The organism is Thermoleptolyngbya sp. M55_K2018_002 (assembly GCF_015295965.1).
In the GTDB taxonomy this organism is placed as follows: Bacteria; Cyanobacteriota; Cyanobacteriia; order Elainellales; family Elainellaceae; genus Thermoleptolyngbya; species Thermoleptolyngbya sichuanensis.
On record NZ_DVEA01000167.1, the window covers coordinates 1 to 22886 of the forward strand.

Below are 22886 nucleotides of genomic sequence, written 5' to 3' on the forward strand. Positions count from 1 at the left end.
GATTCACCCACCCCCTGCCCATGCCCACCCTCGCCGAACTGCCCTTTTTGTCCTACCTCGACGACCAGGGCGAGATTATCCACGAATTTGACGGCAAGGTAGGAGCCTACGCCATCTTTGCGGCTGACCAGACCTTGCAATACATCGGCTACTCCCGTGACATCACCGCCAGCCTGCTGCAACATCTCGTGCGGGTGCCGCAGGGCTGCTATTGGGTGAAGGTGTGGACGTGCGATCGCCCCAGCCGCACCCTGCTAGAAACCGTCCGCACCGACTGGATCGCCGAAAGCGGCACAACGCCCCCCGGCAACGGCGCAGACGAAGCCCGCTGGAACCAGCCCATCGATGCCAAAGTCCACATGACCCCGCAGGAGCAGGCCGACTATGCCAGCGCCGACGACCAGGGCAAAATCAAAACCCTGAAGCAGGTTGCGCGACGGGTCGAGGCAGAAGTGCTGAAAGCGCTGGGCGATCGCGGCGTGACAACACCCATCCGCTTTGACCCCAAGCTAAAGGAAGAGGGGCTGCTGGGGCTGAAGCCTGCTTAGAGGAGACAGGGATGAGGTTGCAGGAGGCAGCTATGCTCAGCCTGACCCCTGACCCCTGACCCCTAATTCCTGCCCCTGCTTTCTAATCGAGCAGTTGATTAATTTCTTGATACGCCTGAGACAGGCGCTCAGCCATCAGCTGATTCATTGCTTTTTGGAAAGCGATCGCCCCCTGCGGATTTTCGGCCTGCATGTGGGTTAGAGCGGCCTGGGTCATTTGGTAGATCGTGCTGGGTATGTCGGCGATCGCCGTAGTTTGGTGTGCCATGTTCAAGAAAAACTCCATCTCGCCCACAAAGCTTCCGGCTCCCAGCGTTTGCAGACGTTTCGCGGTCACCTGCTGGTCTACCTGTGCCCACACCGTTACCTGACCAAATTCGAGAATATACAGGGCGATCGCGGCTTCGCCCTCACGAAATAGCGCGTCTCCTGCTGCTAAATCCAGTTCTTCCAAATAAGTGCCAATTTCGGCAATTTGGGGCGAATTGGGAAACCAATTCTCCATCTGCAACACCAGCGGCAAAGACTTTTTACGCCGCCAGGAAATGGCAGACAAAATTTGATTTTCACACCACTCTACGCCGCGATCCAGGTCTGGAAAAATCAGGCAAGTCGGGTCATCTTCTTGGATCAGACCGCTCCGCTGAATCTGTTCTGAAATCTCAGGAGAAAGGTGCGTAAACAATAGGTTAAAAGACTCTCTCTGGGCAATTTGCTTGAGTTTTTCAAACCCCAACACCGCCGAAGAATCGAGTCCTGTAACAGCTTGAAAATTCAAAACAACGAACTTTGGCGAAACCAATTGCTCTGCTTGGATACGCTGCTGAATTTGGTTGATGAGCGTCGTTGCGGTGCCAAAAAAGAGAAATCCCTGGAGATCAAGAATATAAAGCTGTTCACCTTCTTGGCGAAGAGTGCGCTGCTCGGTGGGCGATCGCCCTACGCGGCTGCGGTAATTTGTGCCCGACAAAATATGCTTTGCGACGCGAGTGCGGCTGTAGTTCACCACAAACAGCACCATCGCAATGGCTAACCCCAACCCCACGCCTTCCAAAAAGCCGACCAGCGCAATCACCAGCAGGATAATTTGCGCCAAAACATAGTCGGCTTTGGAAAGCTTGAACCATGCTTCATACACCCATTCCACCAAAAAGCTGAGTCCCAAAAACACCAACATACCGCCCAAAACTGCTTTTGGAATCAGGGCAGCGAGTCCGCCAGAAAATAGAATCACCACACAAACGAGGGCGGCCAAAATGCCAACAAATCGGCTTTTTGCGCCAATTTTTACGCTGCAAAGCGTGGATAGACCCAGCCCATGAAATCCAATAATGCCGCCTCCCAATCCAGCGAGGATATTGCCCAATCCAGCAGCCCGTAATTCCTGATTCAGGTCAATATCTTGTCTGCTTGCCAGTTCAATTCCAGTAGAATTTAGCAGCAGCATCATGACCGTCACCAGCATAATGCTGATTATTCGGGGAAGCTGTTCTCCGATTGCCTGCCAGTTTGCCTGGAACAGTAGGCTCGGCTCAATCGGTCGCCAGAGAGCCCCTTGTGGAAATTCGGGTAGCAACAATCCGTATTCTCTTGCTTCGGCAATACTGGTCTGGGTTAGAAACAGCAATACATAAAAAATGAGCGATCCAGAAAACACCATTCCCGGCACGATAAAAATGCTATCTCGATGGCGCAAGATCCAGAGCAAAAGCAGACCAAAAATCACTCCCGGAACCCAGCGAATTAAAAGTTGTGGCTGGAGCAAGGTGTTGATTTCAGCAAAGCTAAAAAAGCGATCGCTCAGCAGGCTGAAGCCACTTTGAGCAATTAGATATCCCGTGCCTGAGAGAAAGCCGCCAATCACCGGATAGGGCGCAAACCGGGTCAGGTTGCCTAGGCGGTAGGTTCCTAGCAAAAAGCACACCACGCCTGTTAGCAGAGAAGTAGTGGCGATCGCCATCACCGCCGTTGCAAACAATGCTGCTGGCGTAGCCGACCCAGACAGCTTCGTCACTATTGCGCTGATCAGCAGCGACAGAATCACGCCTGGACCGTCTTGCGGAATAATCAACACTCCAGGTAGCGAACTGCCCAAAGCTACAATAATACTGACCGTAATCGCAGTGAATAAAACCAGCCCGATGCCCGTCGAGACGAAGGGCGTTAGCTCACCCGAAAAGATTAGTGCGCCAAAGGAAACGGCGTAAACCACTAGAAAAATACCTGCAATCATGCCCGCCGTGAGAGTGGGAATCAATCGGCTGGGCTGCAATTCCTGTCGGATCAGGGCACGAAAGTTCTGGCGAGTCCAGCGGGCTTTGGCGGTGGGGGGCATGGCTTCTCCTGGGGCTAAACTGAAGCTCAATCCGCGGTCTGAGTGATTATTTTTTATTAAACGCTAAAAATTGCTTGGCAGCACTATTCCAGCTTCCACCAGGCTGACCAACTGAGTACCAGTTGCGCCAGTTCTGCGTAGCCTGCTGCATTGGGATGGGCCCCGTCGCCCGATCGCACCTCTGTCATCCACACGGGCGATCGCCGCAGTGGCGTGAACACATCCAGGTAGGGAATCTCAAAGCCCTCGCAGATTTGCCGCTGATAGCCCACCAGTTCAGCAATGCGTTCGTTCTGCGCTTCATCGGCGATCGCCGGAGGGCTGACCATCAGCACTGGATATTGGCGCTTGGCCACCAGCAAAATCATGCCCGTGTGCCGCAGCGAGTCCGACGTTTTCACCCGCACCCCGCCCTGTTCCCAGGTCGTATCGTTTGCCCCAAAGGAAAATACCACCCGCCCGTCACACCCCTCTGGCAGCCGCGCCATCACCTCAAACTGCCAGCGCACGCCGATATCAGCGCTGGTTTCTCGCCGCACGCCGAGGTTGTAATAGGTCAACGGCACGCCCCGCTGGCTGGCAAACTGGCAGACGCGCCCCGTCCAGCCCAGCAGCGTCGAGTCGCCCGTGCCATTCACAAACGAGTCGCCCACAAAGCAGATGCGGAGGTCAGGATTGCTCATATCCTCTGTGTTCGAGTTCGCAGCCAGGAGGTCGTGGAATAGATCAGCAAAGCCAGCCAGATGCAGCCAAACGTGACCGCATGGGCAGACGTAAAGGGTTCGCGATAGAGAAGCACGCCCAGGAGAAGCTGTAAGCTGGGCGCAAGGTACTGCATGAAACCCAGCGTTGAAAGTTGCAGCCGCTTGGCCGCATTGTTGAACCACAGCAGCGGAAACGACGTGACAATGCCGCAGCCCATAAACAGCAGCATCAGCCCCAGGCTATCAGAAAAATGCCCTGTGCCCGTTACGTCGCCAAAGCTGATGAATAAGATAGCCGCCGGAGCGACCCACAACGCTTCTATCGTCAGCCCGACCACGGGCGAAACGGGGACAATCTTTCGCACCAGCCCATAGAGCGCAAAGGAAAACGCCAGGAACAGAGCAATCCAGGGCACTGTACCAAGCTGCCAGATAAAATAAATCACTCCCAGCGTCGCTAGTGCCACGGCCAATTGCTGTCCCCAGTGCAACCGCTCCTTTAGCACCACAAAGCCCAGCAGCACGCTGACCAGGGGGTTAATAAAATAGCCGAGGCTGGTTTCTACGACGCGATCGCTATTCACGCCATAGATATATAGCCCCCAGTTAAACGCTAGCAGCAGCGCCGTGATCAGCAAAATGCCCAGCGTGCGGGGCGATCGCCCAATGGCCTGCAACTCTGCCCGCCGATCTTGCGCGATTAGCACGCTGATCAAAAACACCGCCGACCAGAAAAAGCGGTGGCTCAACACTTCTATTGAAGAAATAGAACCAAACGCTTTCCAGTAAATAGGCAGCAATCCCCACGCGGTATAGGCCAGCAAAGCATAGATTAGCCCCGATTCTGGACTGGAGGAAACGGAGCCGAGAGATGGTTTTGGATTCACGAAATTTAAAGGCAAGGCTTTGGAGTGGAAGTGCTTGAAGGCAAAGCTTCTGCCCATGCTAGAGCCAGGTTCTACATTGCGAATACGACCATGTGGGCGATTTTTGGGGCGATTTTTGGGGCGATTTCCAAGAAGCAAGTTTTCGCACTCTGCAAGCAAAGCTCTGGCAGGCTCGACAGAGCCGTTGCATAATTGGGTATTCCTAACTGGCACATTCTCTCCCATCCATGCAGGAGGTCTAAGGAATTCGTGCGTGCGATCGCCCCGCGCTAGGAAAAATTGCAGGCTTTGCAGACGGTTTGTAAGGACGGCTTGCGCTAGACAACACAAGCCCTAGCACTCGCTCTCTTTAATTGGTAGTCTCAACTTTGGAGTCATTGTCCCAAACCCCCCACTCCTGACCCTCGCTCAATGCCCTACGCAATCGACTTTGGCACCAGCAACACCGTCATTGCCCGCTGGAACGCCGCCACGCAGCAGCCCGAAACCGTTGTTCTAGACCGCCTTTCTCTGCAACTGGGGGGCAATCCGCCGTTGGTGCCCAGCTTGCTGTACATAGAAGATGCGGCGGCGGGCAAGACGCTTGCAGGACAAATGGTGCGCGATCGCGGCTTGGATCTGTCTAGCGACCCGCGCTTTTTTCGCAACTTCAAGCGGGGCGTGGGGGCAGAGATTCAGGGCTTTTTGCCGGATCTGGACGGGCGCAGCGTCAGCTTTGAGCAAGTGGGCGAGTGGTTTTTGGCGCAGGTGATTGGGCAGCTTCAGCACACTGACCCTGACCTAGAGACGCTGGTCTTCACCGTACCCGTGGATAGCTTTGAGGCCTATCGGCTGTGGCTGGCGCAGGCCTGTGAATCGCTGAACGTGCAGCAGGTACGGATGCTGGATGAGCCGACGGCGGCGGCGCTGGGCTATGGGCTGGCGGGTGGCAGCACGCTGCTGGTGGTAGACTTTGGCGGCGGCACGCTGGATCTATCGCTGGTGCGGCTGGAGAAGTCGCTGAGCGGCGCGAAACCCCTGGGCGTGCTGCTGAAGTGGGGACAAAAGACGCTGACGGAATCGGGGCAAAAGTCCAAAACGGCTCGCGTGTTGGCCAAGGCGGGACAAAACTTGGGCGGTGCAGATATTGACAACTGGCTGGTGGATCACTTTGCGACTGAGCAGGGGTTGCCCGTTTCTTCGCTGACGCTGCGGCTGGCAGAACGGCTAAAGATTCAGCTTTCGGAACAACCAGAGGCGACGGAGGCCTATTTCAACGACGAAACGCTGGAGAGTGTGGAGCTACACCTGAGCCGCGATCGCCTCCAGGAGATCTTGCAAGCCAACGGCTTTTTTGACCGACTGGACGACGCGATGAGTCAGGTGCTTCAGCAGGCACGACGCGAGGGACTGGAAAGCGGCGACATCGATGCGGTGCTGCTGGTGGGCGGCACGGCCCAGATTCCCGCCGTGCAGGCCTGGGTGCGGCAATATTTCCCCGCCGACAAGATCCGCTTTGAGAAGCCCTTCGAGGCGATCGCCCACGGAGCCTTGCAAATTGCCCAGGGCGTGGAGGTCAAGGATTATCTCTATCACAGCTATGGCGTGCGCTATTGGGATCGGCGCAACCGTCGCCACGGCTGGCATCCCATTATCCGCGAGGGACAGCCTTACCCAATGGAAAAGCCCGTCGAGCTAACCCTCGGCGCGTCGATGGACAACCAGCCCAGCATTGAGCTAATCATTGGGGAACTGGGCGCAGACACCACCACGACGGAAGTGTTCTTTGAGGGCGATCGCCTCGTTACCCGCGTCACGGGCGGCACGGCCCAGGTGAAGCCGCTAAACGACACCGACCGCGCCCGCAGCATCGCCCGCCTAGACCCGCCCGGTGCGCCAGGGAGCGATCGCATCAAGGTGCAATTTTGGGTGGATGGCGATCGCTTCCTCCGCATCACCGTCGATGACCTGCTCACCAACCGCACCCTCACCGAAAATCAAGCCGTCGTGCAGTTGAGCTAGGAAATTTTTGATATCTATTTCGATATCTATCGACATCTGACCGAGGGATAGTAACTGTTATGAAGCTTAAAACAATTGAGTTGCCGATGGAACAGATTCAACAATTTTGCGATCGCTGGCAGATCGTCGAGTTCGCCTTGTTTGGCTCTGTTCTGCGAGATGATTTTCGTCCTGACAGTGACATTGATGTGTTAGTCACTTTCGCGCCAGAAGCGAAACGAGGCTTATCTGAAACACTGCAAATGAAAGACGAGCTACAAACCATCTTCAACCGAAAAGTCGATTTTATTGTTAAAGCAGCGATTGAGCGTAGTGAGAACTGGCTGCGACGCAAAAACATCCTGGAATTTGCACAGGTTATCTATGCCACGCGATAACGAATCCTTAATTGATATTGAACGAGCAGCCAGATGAGTTATGCGCTATGCCGCTGATTGCGATCGTGCCAGTCTTCAAATAAATGACGAAAAAGTCTCTGCAATACTTTATCAAATTACAATCATCGGCGAAGCAGCCAAACGATTATCGCAGGACTTTCGCCAACAATATCCAGAGATTCCCTGGCGAGAAATTACAGGAATGCGGGATGTGATTGTTCATGACTATGATCAGGTTGATCTTGATATTGTTTGGGATGTGATTCAAAACAAACTGCCTGAATTACTAATATCTCTTCAGTCTTTACTCCCTTCAGAAGATTCATAACCTTTCCTGCGATAAGGTTACGAGTCCTCTCAACCGCATCATGGTTTGAAGCAGATGGGCGATCGCAGCGAGTGGTTGGCGGTTTTGTTGCGATCGCACCATATCTTCATGCAAAGCTGAAAACGACGCTGCTCCAATACAATGCCCCATAATCCTTCAGAAAGCTCGGCAAAGCTGAAACTACTCGTGTGTATAGGTTCTGGATTTTGGACTGATGAAATGATATGAAATCCTATGGCGATCGCCGAAAATGATGAAATCGTTTCAGAATAAAGATTCCACGCGATGACTTACAAGGCGATCTTGATTTCCTCGATGGTTATACTGATTTCTTCGCCTGTGAATATACGACATGGACGCAGACGCTCCTAATCCATCTATCACGCTTAGCAAAAAAGAGTTTTGGGCGCTCTGGCTGACGTTGTTTCTGATTGCCTACAACATCAGCGTCATTTCGCCCGTCATGCCCCTCCTGGTGCGGGAGTTGAACACCAGCATCGGCTATATCCAGAGTGCGCTGGTGCTGTTTTCCCTGGTCACTGCATCCTTTGCGCCGACGAGTGAAAACCTGTGTCGGTTCTATGGGCGAGAGCGAATCTTTTTGGGTGGACTGTTGCTCTATGGCCTCGGCATTGTGGCCATGGCCCTCAGCCCCACGATTGGGTTCTGGGTGGTCAGCTTTTCGCTGCTGACGGGGCTGGCGGCGACCCCCTTGGTCAGCGCTCCCTGGAGCATTATGGACTTTGCCTACGACGGCAAACAGGAGGAGCAGGCCACCGTTGCATTCATCCTGGCCTCGGTAATCGGCGGTCTGTCGGGGAGCTTGCTGGGCGGTTTCATCGCGTCTCATTTTGGCTGGCGCTGGTCGTTTACCCCGTCGCTGATTGTCTTTGTGCTGGTGCTGGTGATGGGCAGAACCTTGCCCTCTACCTCGGTTCCTCGCAAGGTTCCGATCGATTGGGTGGGCGGGTTGGTGTCCTTTTTGGGCTTTGGCAGTATTTTGCTGGGCGTGGGGCTGGCGGGGGAGTATGGCTGGTGGAAGCCCAAGCAGGTCTTTTCGATTGCGGGGCTGGTGATTCCGCCCTTTGCGGTGTCAATTGTGCCGACGCTGATTTCGGTGGGGGTGATTTGCCTTGGCTTTTTTGCTGTCTGGCAGCGACAGCAGCAGCAGCAGCCCGCTGGCATTCCGCTGATGCGCGTGGGGCTGTTGCGAAACGCTGTGTTTGTGAACGGGCTGCTGACGGCGATGCTGCATACGCTGGTCACGTCTGGCATTCAGTTCAACCTCTATCAATCGCTGCCGATCATTCTGCCGCTCAACCCCTTTCAGACGGCGATCGCCGTTTTGCCCTACACCCTGACGATGGTGGTGGTCGTGGTGCTGCTGCTCAAGCGGCTAAAAATCGATCAGCAACTGTTCCCCAAATACCTGGTGCATATTGGGCTATCGCTGCTGATTGTGGGATTGCTGGCGATGTATTGGGCGATCGCCCCCGACATGACGACCCTCAGCATCCTGCCCGCGCTGATGCTCATGGGCATGGGGTCGGGACTATTTTCGGTCTATATTGGCAGGCTCACCTACGCCACCACCTCAAAGCGGGAAAAACCCGAAGGAACCGGAATCTATAACCCGTGCCAGCAGTTGGGCAGTTCTCTGGGGCGCGGCATTTTGGGCACGATTTTGATTACCTCGGCCTCTATTGATGTGGTGGATCAGGTCGCGCAACTCATGGGGCTGAGCCTTTCGAGCGAGCAGCGACTAAACGCCATTACCGCTTTGCAGCGGATGGTGCAGACCTTTTCCAAGCAGGAACGCCGAGAGGCGCTGGCTAGAGTGCTGCCCGAACCCGTGATGGCGCAGCTTCCCGAAGTGGCCCGCCTGGCCGCCGTCGAAGGCATGAAGATTGCGCTACTCGTCGCCATTGCCGTCAGCGTGGTCTGCCTGCTGCTTTCCACCCAACTCCCCAAGCGGGGCTGCCGCCGTCCCTGATTCTCCGTCCCTCAGGCAACGTAGGTGAACTGGCTGCTCGTGAGGTTGAGCCGTGCGCCTTGCACAATGGCAGTGAGTTCGTCGGGACCGCTGTTTTGCCGGAGGAAAATTTGCGTGCTGATGCCCAGGTTTTGTAGGCGATAGTCGGCGGCTTTGCCCTTGAGTTGGAGGCGATCGCCCGTGCCAAATCCCGTAATCAGCGCGTAATCGTTTAGCCCCGCTTGGTTGGGGTTGCCATCATCATAAAACACGCCCCTGGCATTGCCCAGCAGGTATACATCGGGGCCGTTGCCGCCATTGAGAACATCCACCTCGCCCCGCCCGGGCCGCTGCGAGTCTGGGTTCATGCCAATCAGCGTATCGGCTCCGTTGCCGCCAATCAGCGTATCCCTGCCTGCGCCGCCGACCAGTTGATCGGCTCCGTTGCCGCCATTCAGCGAGTCGTTGCCATTGTTGCCCAGCAAGGTGTCGTTGCCCGCCCCGCCGAAGATCGTGTCGTTGCCTGCGCCGCCTTGCAGCAGGTCGTTGCTGCCGTTGCCAAAGATTTGGTCATTGCCGCCTGCGCCGTTGGCCGTGTTGTCGGCATCGTCGCCCACCAAAAAGTTATCTTGCTCTGGAGCCAGGGCCGCCCGTGTGCCCAGCACCAGCCCCAAAAAGGAGAAGTTGGGCGAGATGCGGAGGGCTTCTACGCTGGCACGAGACACCAGTTGGGCCGCCAGCCCCGGATTGACAAAATTGAGCGCTGCCAGAAACTCGTTGAAATCGGAATCGCCAATGAAGCTAAACGTAGGGCTGCTGAGTTCGGCGATGGAGAGTTCTGTCGTGGTGTAACCTTCGGGCGGCGTGCTGAGCAGGCGGCGGATTTGACCATGCTTGTCGAGCAGGGTGATGGGGTTAATCGCAGGGTCGGTGTAGGCCTGCAAGACCACCTTGCCGTTGATAAACGCCTGCCCGCCCAGCGACACAAAATCGCCTTTGACCACGTAATGGGTGACGGTCTTGTCTGTGCCACCTGCGGCAAGGAACTGAGCGGCGATCGCCCCGCTGGTTCCCGGCGAGTTAAACGTGACAATTTCCCCCACCAAATCCGTTAGCTCAGCGGCCGCGATTTGGGCAATGCCGCCGCCCAAGCTGTGGCCGATAATATCGGGCCGCACGCCCGTCGCCGCAAAGGTGGCTAGCAGCCAGTCTTCCAGGTCGTCTTGATTTGCTTGAAACTGGGCAAGCCCAACCCCATTGGGATCTCGGTTGGCCAAATCGTCTAACAGTTCGTTCGTCTGCCGAAACACCAGCACGGGCGGCTTCCCCGGCGTGGTGGACTTCAGCCCCAATGCCTGAAAGCCCGTCGTGGGGTCGTTGAAAATTTGGTCAATGGTGTAGCCTGCCTAAGCCAGAAATGCATCAACCTGCGGCTGAAACTGGGGGTTGTCGGATACCGCGACGATTTCTTTAGCCAGAATTTCGTAAATCGGATGGAGAGGGTTCATGGTGTCGTGTGGTTGTAAAAGAGCCTAGGGCTGAGTTTTGAGGCTGAGTTTTGAGGCTGGGTGATGAGGCTGGGTGATGAGGCTGGGTGATGGGGTGGGGCGATCGCCCGTCTGCCATCCGTTCTGCTTTCTGTACTGCTATCTGTACTGATATCTGTGCTGCCATCTGTAGCGCTGATTCTGGGCAGGTTTATTTTTTCTTTCACCCCCGCTATGACCGATGAGACACGCACTGGGTTCCACTTCGTTACAAAATAGCCTGTGAGAATTAATTCATCCGGTTATCTGGCAAACTGTCTGAAATGGCAAATTGCTCGGAGACATCCAGATGTCTGACTTTCAAGTTCTGGCGTTCAGTCTGCGAAATCCCCAGTTTTCTGTCTCCTTCGCCCCCCTTAGCTTCCTCCCATGAGTCTTGTTAATCTTCTAATCGTCTTTTTTCTGATCTCTTCCATTTCCCCTTTAATTCAGCGGTTTTCAACCGAGCGGCGGCGGCTGATGACGATCCAGGCGTTCGAGCGCAGTCGCGGCAGTCGGGTCATTTTGCTCATCCACCGCCAGGAATCCATTAGTTTTCTAGGCGTTCCTGTTTCTCGCTTCATCAGCATCGAAGACTCTGAACAGGTGCTGCGGGCGATCCGGCTGACCCCACCCAATGTGCCCATTGACCTGATCTTGCATACCCCAGGGGGACTGGTGCTGGCGACCGAGCAAATTGCCCGCGCCCTAGTGCGTCATCCGGCCAAGGTGACGGTGTTTGTGCCCCACTACGCTATGAGCGGCGGCACGATGCTGGCGATGGCTGCCGATGAAATCGTGATGGATGAAAACGCAGTGCTGGGCCCGGTCGATCCGCAGTTGGGCAGCACGCCAGCCGCCAGCGTGTTGAAGGTGCTGGAAGATAAGCCCATCAGCGATATCGATGACCAGACCATCGTGACCGCTGACATCGCCCGCAAGGCCATTCGCCAGGTGCAAAAGTTTGTCCGCACGCTGCTCGAAGACTGCGTGCCCAAGCGTAAAATCGAGCCTGAAAGAATTGACCGCATTATCGAAGCGCTGACGACGGGGCAGGTGACGCACGACTACCCGATTTCGGTAGAAGAAGCGCAGGAACTTGGGCTGCACGTCGTTGCTGGGCTACCCAAGATCATCTACAACCTGATGGATCTGTATCCGCAGCCGTCGATGGGTCGCCCCACTGTGCAATACATTCCGCTGCCCTACGAAAACCGCCCGATGCTGCCGGAGTCTATTAAGGAGTAGGGATTAAGACCCATACAGTTGGGTAATTTCTCGCAGTTTTAGCCCAGAAGGGATGATTGGAGCTTGGAACGCTAGCTGCAAGCGCGTTAGTCCTGAGCGTAGGGATTGGTCGGGTCTTTCTGGAATTTCTGGAATTTTTAAGGATGCGATAAAGAACCTGAGAACTGGCTCGGATTGAGTCCTCGTGCGGATTAAGCTGGATTTCAGGTCGGTTTTCCAACTGACCTCTCACTCTGGCAAACAATCGCTAGAATAGTGGGAAGAATAGCAAAGAGCTATACTTAGTGACTTCGCCCTCTTCACAAGTGCAGACGTTCAGGCTTTAATTTGCATTGACGAGACCTGTCCTTGGGCATTGGTAAAGTTTAATGGTCTACCCCAACTCAAAAATCTTCTGGACTGGGCAAGTTCTTCATCCTCCTTTGCTTCCAAAGAATCTAGGATTTTCGCGGCTGCTCTTTTTGCAAAACTGCATCGAGATGAACAGACGGCCCGTGATCAAAAGTTTTCAGATGGTAGGAATATCTAGCTGGGGTCTGCCCTTGGGTTCGAGCTTGAGGCTGTGCCTGCTTGACCTACCAGCTTGATGTAGGGGCTGTGACCTAGAGATGAGGTCGCAGCAGGGTTAGGGTTTGATTGTTAAGTTCAGGAGAAGCGATTCATGCTACACCGCAAGATCTATCAACTCTGTTGTGATGGTCGGGAAGTCTGGATTTTCTTGCGGGATCAGCAGCGATGGATTGAGCGAGCGCGAATTCTCGACATCGAAGGCGATCTGGTGACGCTGCGCTACGAAACGGAAGAAGAAGACGAGATGTGTTCGTGGGAAGAAATGATTCGACTGGAAAGCATTGGCTCGGTGATGCAAAAGTTGGCGACGGTGCCACGAGGCGATTCGGAACCACTGGTGTCGGAAGATTGCCCTGAGGCGGAGCAAATCCGCAACCATCATCCAGAGTCCAACCCTGAGTAGAGCTTTGGGGGTTCTGGGCGATCGCCCCCGAATTGCCCCCGAATTGCCTCCAAATTGCCCCCAAATTGCCCCGAATGCACCTGAATCGCCCTGAGCAGAGGTTCGCAATGTTGCCGTTGACTGGGCTAAGGTTCAGCACGCTGGGGCAGGCTCCGTAGAACAGACTCAATAGAAAAGATAGAAAAGATGCCGAATGGCGATCGCCCTGAGAGTTGCTCTTGGGGCGATGTCGTTTTGGGCAATGCCAGCTTAATTAGAGTTTAATTAGAGCGAAGCAAGTTTAAATGTCTTAATCCAAGTGGGATGCGGTATTCTGAATGATGTTTTAGCAAGTCCGTCGCTCAGCCTGTCTCTCGACCTTCTCAATGAGGGCGATCGCCCTAACCTCACTTAGCCTCTAACCTCACCTAGCCTCTAACCTCACCTAATCAGTGCGTCTTGGCGATGTTCCCTCGAAAGTTTTTTGATATGCCCAGTTTTGGGGTACAACATTGCGTAGGTTAACCATAAGTCCTTTTGCACTTCGCCTCCCAAACTTCAGATGCCGCCTTATATTCACTACCATCTGATCGCGTTTCTCGTTGCGGTTGCGGTTGTCCTCGTTTCAACGCCGATCGTCAAAAAGCTGGGCATCCGCAGCGGACGAGTCGATATGCCCGGTGGCCGCAAGGTTCACAAGCGCCCGATGGTGCGGCTGGGCGGCGTGTCCATTTTTCTGGGGACCGTTGCCGCGCTGATGGTGGTTTGGCTGATGGGCGGGTTTGGCGTACTGCCGCCCGATAAGGAATACGAAGTGTGGGGTGTGGTCATCGGCGGACTAGCCTTTTTCCTAATTGGGCTGGCGGATGACCTGTTCTGCCTGTCACCCAGTGTGCGGCTCGTGCTGCAAACGGTTTTTGCCACGGCAGCCTGGTTTGCAGGCGTACAGATTGATTTTCTTTCAGTTCCCTTCGATGGGCTGGTAGGGCTAGCGCCGTGGGTGAGTCTGCCGATTACCGTCCTCTGGCTGGTGGGCATGGCCAATGCGATTAACTGGATCGACGGGCTGGATGGACTGGCGGCCGGTGTGGCGGGCATTGCCTCGATGGTGATGCTGGTGGTGTGTTTATTCATGAACCAGCCTGCGGCGGCGCTGATTGTGGCGGCTCTCGGCGGCGCGAGCCTGGCGTTTCTCCGCTACAACTTCAATCCAGCGCAGATTTTTATGGGCGATGGTGGTGCGTATTTTATCGGCTTTACGCTGGCTGGCGTTGGCGTGATTGGGCTGGTCAAGAGCGTGACCACGGTGGCGGTGCTGCTGCCTTACATTATTTTGGCCGTGCCGATTCTGGATATGTCGGCGGTCATTTTGGATCGCATCCGCAGCGGCAAGTCGCCCTTTAAGGCTGACAAGCGCCACCTGCATCACCGCCTGCTGAAGGCAGGACTGCCTCACCGCATGACGGTATTGGTGATCTACGCGCTGACGTTTTGGGTGGGCAGTCTGGCGCTGGCGTTTTCTGGAATCCCCAGCGGGCTGGCCTATGCCATCGTGGCCACGCTGCTGCTCACCTACGCAGCATGGCAGGCCCGCAAACACGCCCGCTCCCAAGGATAGTGCGGTTAAGGACGGTTCATGAGTGACCTTTCGGCTGGTGCGGCGCATCCTGCCCAGAGTTTTGGGGCAGAAGTGATTTGCGTTGGCACAGAGCTACTGCTCGGCGAAATTCTTAACAGCAATGCTCAGTTTTTGGCTCAAGAACTGGCGGCGCTGGGCATTCCGCATTACTACCAGACCGTGGTGGGGGATAATGTGCGGCGGCTCCAGGCGGCGATCGCCATTGCCTGTGAGCGATCGCGCTTGCTGATTTTCACGGGGGGATTGGGCCCCACACCGGATGATTTGACCACCGAGGCGATCGCCGATTTTTTTCAAGCCCCCTTGGTGGAACGGCCAGAAGTCTTGGACGACATCACGCAAAAATACGCCGCCCGTGGCCGCGTGATGACCGACAACAACCGCAAACAGGCCCTGCTTCCCCAAGGGGCGGCGGTGCTGGCAAACCGCACGGGAACGGCCCCCGGCATGATTTGGGAGGCGCGTCCGGGGCTAATCATTCTCACCTTTCCTGGCGTGCCCAGTGAAATGCAGGCCATGTGGCGCGAAGTGGCAGTGCCGTTTCTCCGCAGTCGCGGCTTTGGGCAAGCGCCCATCTACAGCCGCACGCTGCGCTTTTGGGGCATTACGGAATCTGCCCTGGCTGAGAAAGTTGCGCCCCTGTTTGACCTGACCCATCCGACGGTTGCGCCCTACGCGGGCAAAGGCGAGGTGCGGCTGCGCGTGTCTGCCAAAGCCGAGTCTGAGGCGGCGGCAATGGCGGCGATCGCCCCCGTCGTTCAGCAAATCCGAGAAATCGCCGGAGCCGATTACTACGGACAGGACGACGACACCCTGGCTTCGGTCGTGGGACAACGTTTGCAAAGGGCCGGCCAAACGCTCTCGATTGCAGAATCCTGCACAGGCGGCGGGCTGGGCAGCTTTTTGACCACGGTTCCCGGCAGTTCCCGCTACTTTTGGGGCGGCGTTGTTTCCTACGACAACTCGGTCAAAGAATCCCTACTGGGGGTCAATCCCGACGATCTGGCGAACTCTGGAGCCGTCAGCGCGACGGTGGCTGAACAAATGGCCCAGGGCGTGCGATCGCGTCTGGGCACCACCTGGGGCCTCAGCATCACAGGCATCGCCGGGCCCGATGGAGGCAGTGCCGAAAAGCCCGTCGGCCTGGTCTACATTGGCATTGCCGGGCCCGAAACCCAGGTCACAAGCCACCGCTTCCTCTTCGGCGCGAGCCGTGGCCGCGAGTGGATTCGCTGGCTGAGTGTGTGCAGCGCTCTGGATCTGCTGCGGCGACAGGTGTAATAGGAAAAAACGAAGAACGAAGAACGAAAAACGAAAACCCGTTAATGAGAAAGAACGAAAAACGAAGAACGAAAACCTGTTCTTCCCTCTTCTTTTTTCCCTCTTCGTTCTTCTCTCTTCTTTTTTCCCTCTTCCCTCTTCCCTCAGCAACACGGCTGCAACGCCCGTGCGTCACAAAGATCTCGTAAAATAAGGATTCGCGCTGTTTGGAAAGTTGCATGTCTTCATTGTCCAAGTCCGCTGCCTCGGAGTCGCTGTCGCACCAAATTGAACAACTGCTCCACGACCTACCTTCTCTGGAGCATGGAGATTTGATCCAGCAGGCGCTTTCAACCATTGTGCAACTGTCCCGCACCGATGCCGATCGCCTCGATTGGAAGATCCTCAGCGCGGCGCTGCAAGACATGGGGCGAGCGTTTGAAATGTTTCACCCCTATCGCCACGTCCGCAAAATTTCCATCTTTGGCTCTGCCCGCATTAAGCCCAGCAGCCCGACTTATCAGATGGCGATGGACTTTGCCCGCTGCGTGACGCTGCACGGCTTCATGGTGATCACGGGCGGCGGGCCGGGCATCATGCAGGCGGGCAACGAGGGCGCAGGCACAGACAAATCCTTTGGGCTAAATATCCAGCTTCCCTTTGAGCAGGGGTCGAACCCAATTTTAGAAGGCGGCGACAAGCTGGTGAATTTCAAATACTTCTTCACCCGCAAGCTGTTTTTTCTGCGGGAAAGCGACGCGCTGGCGCTGTTTCCGGGTGGCTTTGGCACGCAGGATGAGGCGTTTGAGTGCCTGACGCTGATGCAAACGGGCAAGTCGGGCTTGCTGCCGCTGGTGCTGCTGGAAACGCCGGGAGATGACTATTGGCAAAGCTGGGAAAGCTACATCAAAGATCAACTGCTGGAGGCAGGGCTGATCAGCGCCGACGACCTGCATCTGTATACGATTACCAACCGGGTGGATGCCGCCTGTGAGGCGATCGCCAGCTTTTATCGGGTCTATCACTCCAGCCGCTACGTCGGCCCCAACCTAGTGCTGCGGCTGAATCAGGCGATTTCAGAAGAAGAACTGGACTATCTCAACGCAAACTTCAGCGATATCCTGGTGCGTGGCAAAATCGCCCAAATGTCTGCACTGCCCCAAGAAGCCGACGCAGTAGAAATTTCCCACTTGCCCCGACTGGTGTTTGAATTTAACCAGCGCGACTTGGGGCGACTATACCAGATGATCCGAATTATCAACCGCCTTGGCGCAACCCCACCCGAAAAAGCCCACCCAGAGCAAAAGTAGCACCACCAGTGACGTTTACCATTGCTCGCCACACTTTTCAACACGTACAAATTTGCTGACTACAAAGAACACGTCATCGATTTGCTACAGCGAGTCTGCACCGTCAGCGTTCGCACGATGGAAATCATTCAGCAAATGCCAGATATCGTTGAGCATAAGGGGGGTTGACGACATCATGACACCGGCACTTGAGCAACGCACCTATACCCGTGAAGAATATCTGGAGTTTGAAGTGGCTTCGGAGGAACGCCATGAATATGTGAACGGAAAAATTCGACTCATGACGGGAGGCACACCCGACCACAACGAAATAGCAGTTAATCTTGCAACTCTGCTCAAATCTGCTTTGCGAGGCAAACCCTACCGGATTTTCGGAGCCGATCAACGGTTGTGGATTCCCAATCGCAATCTTTACACCTATCCTGATCTGATGGTTGTCGAAAAACCCTTACAGCTTCAAACCGGGCGCACTGACACCGTGACCAATCCTTGCTTTATTGCTGAAGTGTTGTCCAAATCAACTCAAGATTATGATCATGGCGAAAAGTTTTCTGCCTACCGCACTATTGAAAGCTTCCGAGAATATCTCCTCATTGATCAGTACCAAATTCATGTAGAACACTACCTCAAGACGGCTGCTAATCAATGGCTGTTATCAGAATATGATGATCCGAATGTTACGTTGTCCTTGAGTGCGTTTGAGGCTCAAATCGAAATCCTTGCCCTCCATGAAAACATTGAGATTGACGCTTGAAAAGATTGACGCTTAAAAGCAGTGAGGGCGATTCTTTGCGAGACAGCAAAGCAGAACGCAGCGGCATAAAATCGTTAGGCTTGGGTGTGTGTGCGACGTCCCAAAAGGGATTCGGGGGGCGATCGCCCAAAGGTGCGGACGCTTCCAGATGAAGGGCGATCGCCGACCGGTGCGCGTACATCAAACTTGACTAGAAAAGGCAGACCTCTGCATAGCCGCTGCGTTGGTCGCCGGGTCAAATGAACACCGGCAGACCACAACTCGGCAGGAATTAGCCACCCATGAACGCTTGGGCAAGACCAATGTAAAGCGGTATGCCAAGGGCGATTGCCACTGGCGTTCCAACGGCTGTAGACGCACCGATATAGGCAGAAGGGTTGGCTGAGGGGATACCAGCTCGCAGGGTGGGCGGTCCCGAAATGTCGGAACTAGAGCAGGCAATGACGGCAAGGATCACAACACCGCCGAGGCTAAACCCTGTTGCAAAGTGAGCAATCATGCCAAGACCAAAGGCGATTAGCCCATGCACCAGTGGAGCCACCACAGCATAGACAGCGTACCACTGAGCCACCTTACGCAGTTCGCCAAGCCGAGACCAGGCCTCCATCCCCATAACCAGCATCAGGATGGAGAGCAGACCCCGAAAGAGAGGCTCGTAGAAACTTTCAAAGACGCTGTCTGGGCGGGTTAGGATGCCCAAAGCGATACCGAGCAACAGCGCCGAGAGCGCCGAACCCTGGAGGCTTTCCCTTACGATAGGCCAAATTCTGACCCGCTTGCTTGGGGCGGCATCTGGATCTTTCGGATATCCGGCTGCGGTAATGCCCGACCCGCCGGGATACCTGCTTGCAGGGCCGCTGATCTCGTCGGCATACCCACCGACCGCAACGGACTGCTTGCTGACATACTCCTCACTGAAATAATACTTATCGCGCTTCCGCTTGCTGAGATAGATGCTGGCTACAACGATTGCCGTCACGAGTGCGGGGATATCCATAAAAGGATAGAGGGCCCCTGCCCAAGCTTCGTACTCAATGCCTTGCTCCTCTAACAGCGTCAGGGCGGCGGCGAGGGTCGAACCACTCACAGCACCGAACAAGCCTGCGGTAGCAACAGCATCCACGACTTTAACATTTGGCATTCTGGCGAGCGTGTAGCGCCCGATAAATACGATAAGAATGCCCATGACCGCAGCGAACAGTGCAGGTAGCAGCATCTCCGACAGATTGGCATTGCGGATGGCGATGCCGCCGCTCAGACCCACTTTCATGAGCAGCATGAAAACAATGAATTTATAAATTGCATCTGGAATTTGCAGTTGGCTACCGAGGGAAGCAATAACCATGCCGCCAATCAGAAAACCGAGTGTCGGGGACTGCAACTGTGCCACGAAACGCATTAAGAAACCGGACAAGAAATCCACAGGTACCTCCTTCCACGTCCTCTAACGAGGAGTCATGATGATGACAGGTGAGTTCAAAAGGTTGAAAAAAGTAGGAGTGAAGCGCTTCACCCCTACAGCACAGGTGTTATGCAAGAACCTGCCGACGGGCTGCTCAGAGAGGGTAGACCTCCGAAAGACTTCGGACGGCGATAGCTATCTTGCACTGCTTTCCATAGACTTCCGTCTATCGAGACCTAAATCTCTATGGACTCAAGTCTATCCTAGAATCGACAGATTTTTGCATCCTTTAACGTGGACATGGCATCACATTTCAAATTTGTGTCATAAGTTTTCCTTTTGCGTAGTGATTTTTAATATTGCCTGGTCAGTATCAATCGAGATCATAGATTTTTCTCAAGGGATCTAGAACCCACGCACTAGTTTTCCTGAGATTCCATAAGTGGCACTAATAGATAAGCGGTTTTTATGGAATGTTTTCGCTAATCTGAGTCAACCTTCTGCAAGAAGGGGTATCTTTGTCATAAGCTCAATGATATGGTTTAAGGAAAAATCATAGACTCTTTTCTTGGATTTTTGCGGCAAGACGCTTTTAGGAGGTAGGTTCCATGACTCAGAAAGCCAGCAAACTCGTCATCGTTACAGAGAAATTGTTGTTAAAGCAAATTACCCAGATTATCGATGAAGCCGGAGCCGCTGGTTATACGGTGATGCCCGCTGGTGGAAAGGGCAGTCGCAACGTGCGCTCGTCGGGACAACCGACCGTTAGCGATGTCTACTCGAATATCAAGATTGAGGTGCTTACCGCCAGTCGGGATATGGCTCTCAACATCGCAGACACCGTTGCAACGAAGTTTTTTGACGATTATTCAGGCATTGCTTATCTCTGTGATGCAGAGGTATTGCACGCGCACAAGTTCTAGGGCTGACCTTAGTTCTCGCATGACGAGGGGAACCGGGCGATCGCTCTTCCTGGTTTTTTCCAGGGGCGATCGCCTCTCCGTAGCAAGCGTGTAAGTTCCGTAGCAAGCGTGCAAGTGGCGGGCTTGGTTCAGTCGCAAGCCTCCAGGCTTTGGCGAAAATTCTGACGGGTATCGCCCAGAGCGTCAATTTGCAGTGCGTCGATTTGCCGCCATTCGGCACTGGTGATGGCCTGTGCAGCAAGGCAAATGCCAAAGCACTGTTCTGCTGCGGTTGTCAGAGCGGTGATGATAGCGGCGAGGTCAGGCGGATCACCGATGGCCGATTGGATCAACCCATCGGTTGCTGGTGCTGTGCCAAAGACCTGATAAGACAGATCGGAGTCGGGGCAAAGGCGCATAGAGCCATGTTGCAAGATGCACTCGCCGCGCCGCAGTTGGGCGCTGCCGATGAGCTTGTAGCCGATGTCGGTGACTAGATCTGCGCGAGTCGCTGTGCCAAAGCAGTCGGGCTTGTGGATATAGCCGCGGCCGGCTGTGCCGTAGTGGAGCGATACGCCGAGCGATCGCCAGCCTTCAATCAAAAACGCGCAGATTTTCTCATAAGCGGCGTTGCGGCTGGGCCCCAGCCCTGACGTGATGACGGCATAGGTTAGGTCGCCCTGATGCAGCACCGCACGGCCGCCGCTGGGACGACGCACCAGATTGATGGGCTGATCCTGGTAAGTGAGCGATCGCCAGTGTTCAGGAATCTGGCGCTGATGATAGCCAAGGGAAAGGGCGATCGGTTCCCAGGTGTAAAACCGCAGCGTCGGCGGATGCAAACCCTGGGCGTGTTGCTCGAACAGCCAGCGATCAAGCGCCATTTGTGTCGCGCCATCTGCGGTCATCGGCGGAATAAGCCGCCAGACGGGGCGAGAATCGTCACCGTTTGCGTTCATGGCGGGGGAACCGCCCAGGTTCAAGCGCCAAACTCGGCCTGAAGGATCTCGTCGTAGCTGTCGGCGACAGAAGCGACCATCGTAATGTTGCGCGACACCTCACCGGGCGACAGTTCCGCAACCGTGCGCTGCGCCGCGACGACCACTTTGCCGTCCATGATGGCGAAGTGAGATTCAAAGGTACTCGTCCAGTTCAGTTCCAGCAGTTTTCGCATGAGGTCTAGCTCGTTTTTGGCGGGCAAACTCAGCACTGGTGACCAAACAACCAGCATGTCGTCATCCGTTTCGCCCGTTAGCTGCACAAACACTTCCACACTGCCATATTTGAACTTCCACAGATTGCCCTGGTCAGATCGGCTGACCATTGCGCTCTGGTCTTCTTGCAGGCTGGAAATCACAGTTTCAACGACATCCAGATGGCTGGTTGCTTCGATGATTTCTTCTGTCAAAGCTTGGCTGGATTCAGGTTCCATAGGAAGCAGGTCGCTCAGTGAGTGGACAATGGTTGGGGGGATTGGGGACAACCGTAGACGAACACGAATAGCCGAAGAAAATTGCAGAACCAGGAAATACCTTCGGGTGTAACCCAGGCTACAGCCTGATTTGCAAGGCTACTCACAACTTTAGCCGCTCAGGGTGCAATCCTGCATGTTTCTACCAAGTTTCTTTCTAAAGCGGCTAAAGCGGGCGATCGCCCCAGGACTTCATGATGCACTGCCTCGCCCAACGCGCTAGATTAGGCAAAACGCCGCCTCCCGTCCTCACTCGCTGTGCTGCCGATGACCCGCCTAAACGTCCCCCAAAATTCCACATTCCAACGTCCAGACTCTTCTTTAGACTTTTCTTCAGACTCTTCTTCAGAGAGTGCCAGATCGTTGGTTGCAGCGCTCAAGGAATGGGCGATCGCCCTCGAAGCCCTGCTCAGCGGCGACACTATTCTGCTGTTGCGAAAAGGGGGCATCCGGGAAACGGGCGGTCGGTTCAGCGTGGCACAGTCCCGCGTGCTGCTCTACCCCACCTACGAACACCAGCAGCCCCACCTGCTCAAGCCGCCCTACGCCGACCGAGTGCAGCCCGTCCCCTCCGGCTGGCATCCCGACACCGTAACCCTCTGCGCCTGGGCCGACATCACCCACATCTTTCAAATCACCACCGCAGAAACCGTTGAGGCGCTGCTGCCGTTTCACATTTGGACAAACGCCCTAGCGACAGAACGGCTGAAATGGAAGCCTCAGCAGCCGCTCTACGTCCTGCTGCTGCGCGTGCATCGGTTCCCAGAATCTTTCACGTTGCCTTATCAAGGGGCCTACGGTGGCTGCAAATCCTGGATTGATGTGGAACTTCCTGCGGGGTATGTGGACAATCCCTTTGCAGACGCGCCCGTTCTGACGCAGGAGCAATACGACAGCCGTGTTAAGGAGATTGAGCGGGTGGTTTTGGGTCAGTAGAGAAGGCTCCGGATGCCAAGCCAGTAAGCCTTGGGGGGAGCTTCCCCCCAAACCCCCGCTTGGGGGACGAAGCGCGTCCCCCAAACCCCCTCCGACCTCGGTTTCGGCGATGCAGTCGAGATACTGTCCGTGCTTGATTCGACTGGATTTGTCGTGACACAAACCTGAAAGATTCTCCTCAGAGATGCTGCGCGATTTTCTGGAGAGACGCTGCGCGATCGCCCTTTGATTTTCCATGAACGATGCAATGCGAAGCGCCCTCTCAGCAAAGCCAGAAATCCCTTAGGAGGGGGTGTGGGGGACGCTTCGTCCCCTGCAAAAGGGGGTTTGGGGG

At 55.1% G+C, this 22886-nt stretch carries 20 protein-coding genes; 13 read left to right on the forward strand and 7 right to left on the reverse strand.

The window, feature by feature from the left end; genetic code table 11:
* The first annotated feature begins 20 nt into the window (after nucleotides 1-20).
* On the forward strand, nucleotides 21-548 hold the full coding sequence (locus tag IGS51_RS08380) for a GIY-YIG nuclease family protein (protein ID WP_297078005.1): 528 nt from the start codon (nucleotides 21-23) through the stop codon (nucleotides 546-548).
* 82 nt (nucleotides 549-630) lie between these two features.
* Here IGS51_RS08380 and IGS51_RS08385 read toward each other — a convergent pair whose 3' ends face one another.
* The 3 genes from IGS51_RS08385 to rarD form a co-directional block, all read right to left on the reverse strand.
* On the reverse strand, nucleotides 631-2883 hold the full coding sequence (locus tag IGS51_RS08385) for a SulP family inorganic anion transporter (protein WP_297077986.1): 2253 nt from the start codon (nucleotides 2881-2883) through the stop codon (nucleotides 631-633).
* A gap of 83 nt (nucleotides 2884-2966) precedes the next feature.
* Entirely contained in the window at nucleotides 2967-3566 is a 600-nt protein-coding gene (locus tag IGS51_RS08390) for a GDSL-type esterase/lipase family protein (protein WP_297077989.1), read from the reverse strand.
* Nucleotides 3563-4474, reverse strand: a complete 912-nt coding sequence (rarD, locus tag IGS51_RS08395; RefSeq protein ID WP_297077990.1) for an EamA family transporter RarD — start codon at nucleotides 4472-4474, stop codon at nucleotides 3563-3565. The genes IGS51_RS08390 and rarD overlap by 4 nt, the downstream gene beginning before the upstream one ends.
* A 411-nt stretch (nucleotides 4475-4885) precedes the next feature.
* On the opposite strand from rarD, the gene IGS51_RS08400 reads away from it, so the two are divergent.
* From IGS51_RS08400 to IGS51_RS08415, 4 genes are all read left to right on the forward strand, one after another.
* Nucleotides 4886-6475 carry an Hsp70 family protein gene (locus tag IGS51_RS08400; protein ID WP_297077991.1) on the forward strand — a complete coding sequence of 530 codons (1590 nt, stop codon included), beginning with the start codon at nucleotides 4886-4888 and terminating at the stop codon, nucleotides 6473-6475.
* 86 nt (nucleotides 6476-6561) lie between these two features.
* A complete protein-coding gene (locus IGS51_RS08405) occupies nucleotides 6562-6852 on the forward strand; it encodes a nucleotidyltransferase family protein (protein ID WP_367279291.1) in 291 nt (96 codons plus the stop codon).
* A 40-nt stretch (nucleotides 6853-6892) separates the two neighbouring features.
* A complete protein-coding gene (locus tag IGS51_RS08410) occupies nucleotides 6893-7180 on the forward strand; it encodes a DUF86 domain-containing protein (RefSeq protein WP_297077993.1) in 288 nt (95 codons plus the stop codon).
* Nucleotides 7181-7532: 352 nt separating this feature from the next.
* Entirely contained in the window at nucleotides 7533-9173 is a 1641-nt protein-coding gene (locus IGS51_RS08415) for an MFS transporter (protein WP_297077994.1), read from the forward strand.
* 11 nt (nucleotides 9174-9184) lie between these two features.
* Here the strand turns inward: IGS51_RS08415 and IGS51_RS08420 are convergent, their stop codons facing one another.
* Nucleotides 9185-10504, reverse strand: coding sequence for a hypothetical protein (locus IGS51_RS08420; protein ID WP_297077995.1), 1320 nt, complete (start codon nucleotides 10502-10504; stop codon nucleotides 9185-9187).
* Nucleotides 10505-11068: 564 nt separating this feature from the next.
* On the opposite strand from IGS51_RS08420, the gene IGS51_RS08425 reads away from it, so the two are divergent.
* From IGS51_RS08425 to IGS51_RS08450, 6 genes are all read left to right on the forward strand, one after another.
* A complete protein-coding gene (locus tag IGS51_RS08425) occupies nucleotides 11069-11926 on the forward strand; it encodes an ATP-dependent Clp protease proteolytic subunit (RefSeq protein ID WP_297077996.1) in 858 nt (285 codons plus the stop codon).
* 661 nt (nucleotides 11927-12587) lie between these two features.
* Nucleotides 12588-12899 (forward strand): DUF6679 family protein, encoded by a 312-nt coding sequence (locus tag IGS51_RS08430; protein WP_068509782.1) that lies wholly within the window; start codon nucleotides 12588-12590, stop codon nucleotides 12897-12899.
* Between the two features lie 541 nt (nucleotides 12900-13440).
* Nucleotides 13441-14496: a glycosyltransferase family 4 protein gene (locus IGS51_RS08435; protein WP_297077997.1), complete on the forward strand. Its 1056-nt coding sequence runs from the start codon at nucleotides 13441-13443 to the stop codon at nucleotides 14494-14496.
* 18 nt (nucleotides 14497-14514) lie between these two features.
* Nucleotides 14515-15798, forward strand: coding sequence for a competence/damage-inducible protein A (locus IGS51_RS08440; RefSeq protein ID WP_297077998.1), 1284 nt, complete (start codon nucleotides 14515-14517; stop codon nucleotides 15796-15798).
* A gap of 218 nt (nucleotides 15799-16016) precedes the next feature.
* The gene (locus tag IGS51_RS08445; RefSeq protein ID WP_297077999.1) at nucleotides 16017-17087 is read left to right on the forward strand and encodes an LOG family protein; all 1071 of its coding nucleotides are present in this window, start codon (nucleotides 16017-16019) and stop codon (nucleotides 17085-17087) included.
* A 175-nt stretch (nucleotides 17088-17262) separates the two neighbouring features.
* The gene (locus tag IGS51_RS08450; RefSeq protein WP_297078000.1) at nucleotides 17263-17841 is read left to right on the forward strand and encodes a Uma2 family endonuclease; all 579 of its coding nucleotides are present in this window, start codon (nucleotides 17263-17265) and stop codon (nucleotides 17839-17841) included.
* Nucleotides 17842-18112: 271 nt separating this feature from the next.
* Here the strand turns inward: IGS51_RS08450 and IGS51_RS08455 are convergent, their stop codons facing one another.
* Nucleotides 18113-19264, reverse strand: coding sequence for a sodium-dependent bicarbonate transport family permease (locus IGS51_RS08455; protein WP_297078001.1), 1152 nt, complete (start codon nucleotides 19262-19264; stop codon nucleotides 18113-18115).
* A gap of 587 nt (nucleotides 19265-19851) precedes the next feature.
* Between IGS51_RS08455 and IGS51_RS08460 the strand changes: the two genes are divergently transcribed.
* Complete coding sequence (locus tag IGS51_RS08460; protein WP_068511355.1) at nucleotides 19852-20166, forward strand: hypothetical protein; 315 nt, start codon at nucleotides 19852-19854, stop codon at nucleotides 20164-20166.
* A 128-nt stretch (nucleotides 20167-20294) separates the two neighbouring features.
* Here IGS51_RS08460 and IGS51_RS08465 read toward each other — a convergent pair whose 3' ends face one another.
* Both IGS51_RS08465 and IGS51_RS08470 read right to left on the reverse strand, forming a co-directional pair.
* On the reverse strand, nucleotides 20295-21104 hold the full coding sequence (locus tag IGS51_RS08465) for a biotin/lipoate A/B protein ligase family protein (protein ID WP_297078002.1): 810 nt from the start codon (nucleotides 21102-21104) through the stop codon (nucleotides 20295-20297).
* A gap of 20 nt (nucleotides 21105-21124) precedes the next feature.
* Nucleotides 21125-21577, reverse strand: coding sequence for a YbjN domain-containing protein (locus IGS51_RS08470; RefSeq protein ID WP_297078003.1), 453 nt, complete (start codon nucleotides 21575-21577; stop codon nucleotides 21125-21127).
* Nucleotides 21578-21979: 402 nt separating this feature from the next.
* Here IGS51_RS08470 and IGS51_RS08475 point away from each other — a divergent pair, with 402 nt between their 5' ends.
* Entirely contained in the window at nucleotides 21980-22552 is a 573-nt protein-coding gene (locus IGS51_RS08475; protein ID WP_297078004.1) for a DUF1802 family protein, read from the forward strand.
* Nucleotides 22553-22886 lie beyond the last annotated feature (334 nt).

What these genes read in the sequence shown, in the direction of transcription:
- IGS51_RS08460 (WP_068511355.1), top strand. Translation starts at nt 19,852, where the DNA reads ATGACTCAGAAAGCCAGCAAACTCGTCATCGTTACAGAGAAATTGTTG.
- IGS51_RS08390 (WP_297077989.1), bottom strand. Translation starts at nt 3,566, where the DNA reads ATGAGCAATCCTGACCTCCGCATCTGCTTTGTGGGCGACTCGTTTGTG.
- IGS51_RS08410 (WP_297077993.1), top strand. Translation starts at nt 6,893, where the DNA reads ATGCGCTATGCCGCTGATTGCGATCGTGCCAGTCTTCAAATAAATGAC.
- IGS51_RS08415 (WP_297077994.1), top strand. Translation starts at nt 7,533, where the DNA reads ATGGACGCAGACGCTCCTAATCCATCTATCACGCTTAGCAAAAAAGAG.
- IGS51_RS08435 (WP_297077997.1), top strand. Translation starts at nt 13,441, where the DNA reads ATGCCGCCTTATATTCACTACCATCTGATCGCGTTTCTCGTTGCGGTT.
- IGS51_RS08430 (WP_068509782.1), top strand. Translation starts at nt 12,588, where the DNA reads ATGCTACACCGCAAGATCTATCAACTCTGTTGTGATGGTCGGGAAGTC.
- IGS51_RS08440 (WP_297077998.1), top strand. Translation starts at nt 14,515, where the DNA reads ATGAGTGACCTTTCGGCTGGTGCGGCGCATCCTGCCCAGAGTTTTGGG.
- IGS51_RS08380 (WP_297078005.1), top strand. Translation starts at nt 21, where the DNA reads ATGCCCACCCTCGCCGAACTGCCCTTTTTGTCCTACCTCGACGACCAG.
- IGS51_RS08405 (WP_367279291.1), top strand. Translation starts at nt 6,562, where the DNA reads ATGGAACAGATTCAACAATTTTGCGATCGCTGGCAGATCGTCGAGTTC.
- IGS51_RS08385 (WP_297077986.1), bottom strand. Translation starts at nt 2,883, where the DNA reads ATGCCCCCCACCGCCAAAGCCCGCTGGACTCGCCAGAACTTTCGTGCC.
- IGS51_RS08465 (WP_297078002.1), bottom strand. Translation starts at nt 21,104, where the DNA reads ATGAACGCAAACGGTGACGATTCTCGCCCCGTCTGGCGGCTTATTCCG.
- IGS51_RS08445 (WP_297077999.1), top strand. Translation starts at nt 16,017, where the DNA reads ATGTCTTCATTGTCCAAGTCCGCTGCCTCGGAGTCGCTGTCGCACCAA.
- IGS51_RS08425 (WP_297077996.1), top strand. Translation starts at nt 11,069, where the DNA reads ATGAGTCTTGTTAATCTTCTAATCGTCTTTTTTCTGATCTCTTCCATT.
- IGS51_RS08400 (WP_297077991.1), top strand. Translation starts at nt 4,886, where the DNA reads ATGCCCTACGCAATCGACTTTGGCACCAGCAACACCGTCATTGCCCGC.
- IGS51_RS08470 (WP_297078003.1), bottom strand. Translation starts at nt 21,577, where the DNA reads ATGGAACCTGAATCCAGCCAAGCTTTGACAGAAGAAATCATCGAAGCA.
- IGS51_RS08450 (WP_297078000.1), top strand. Translation starts at nt 17,263, where the DNA reads ATGACACCGGCACTTGAGCAACGCACCTATACCCGTGAAGAATATCTG.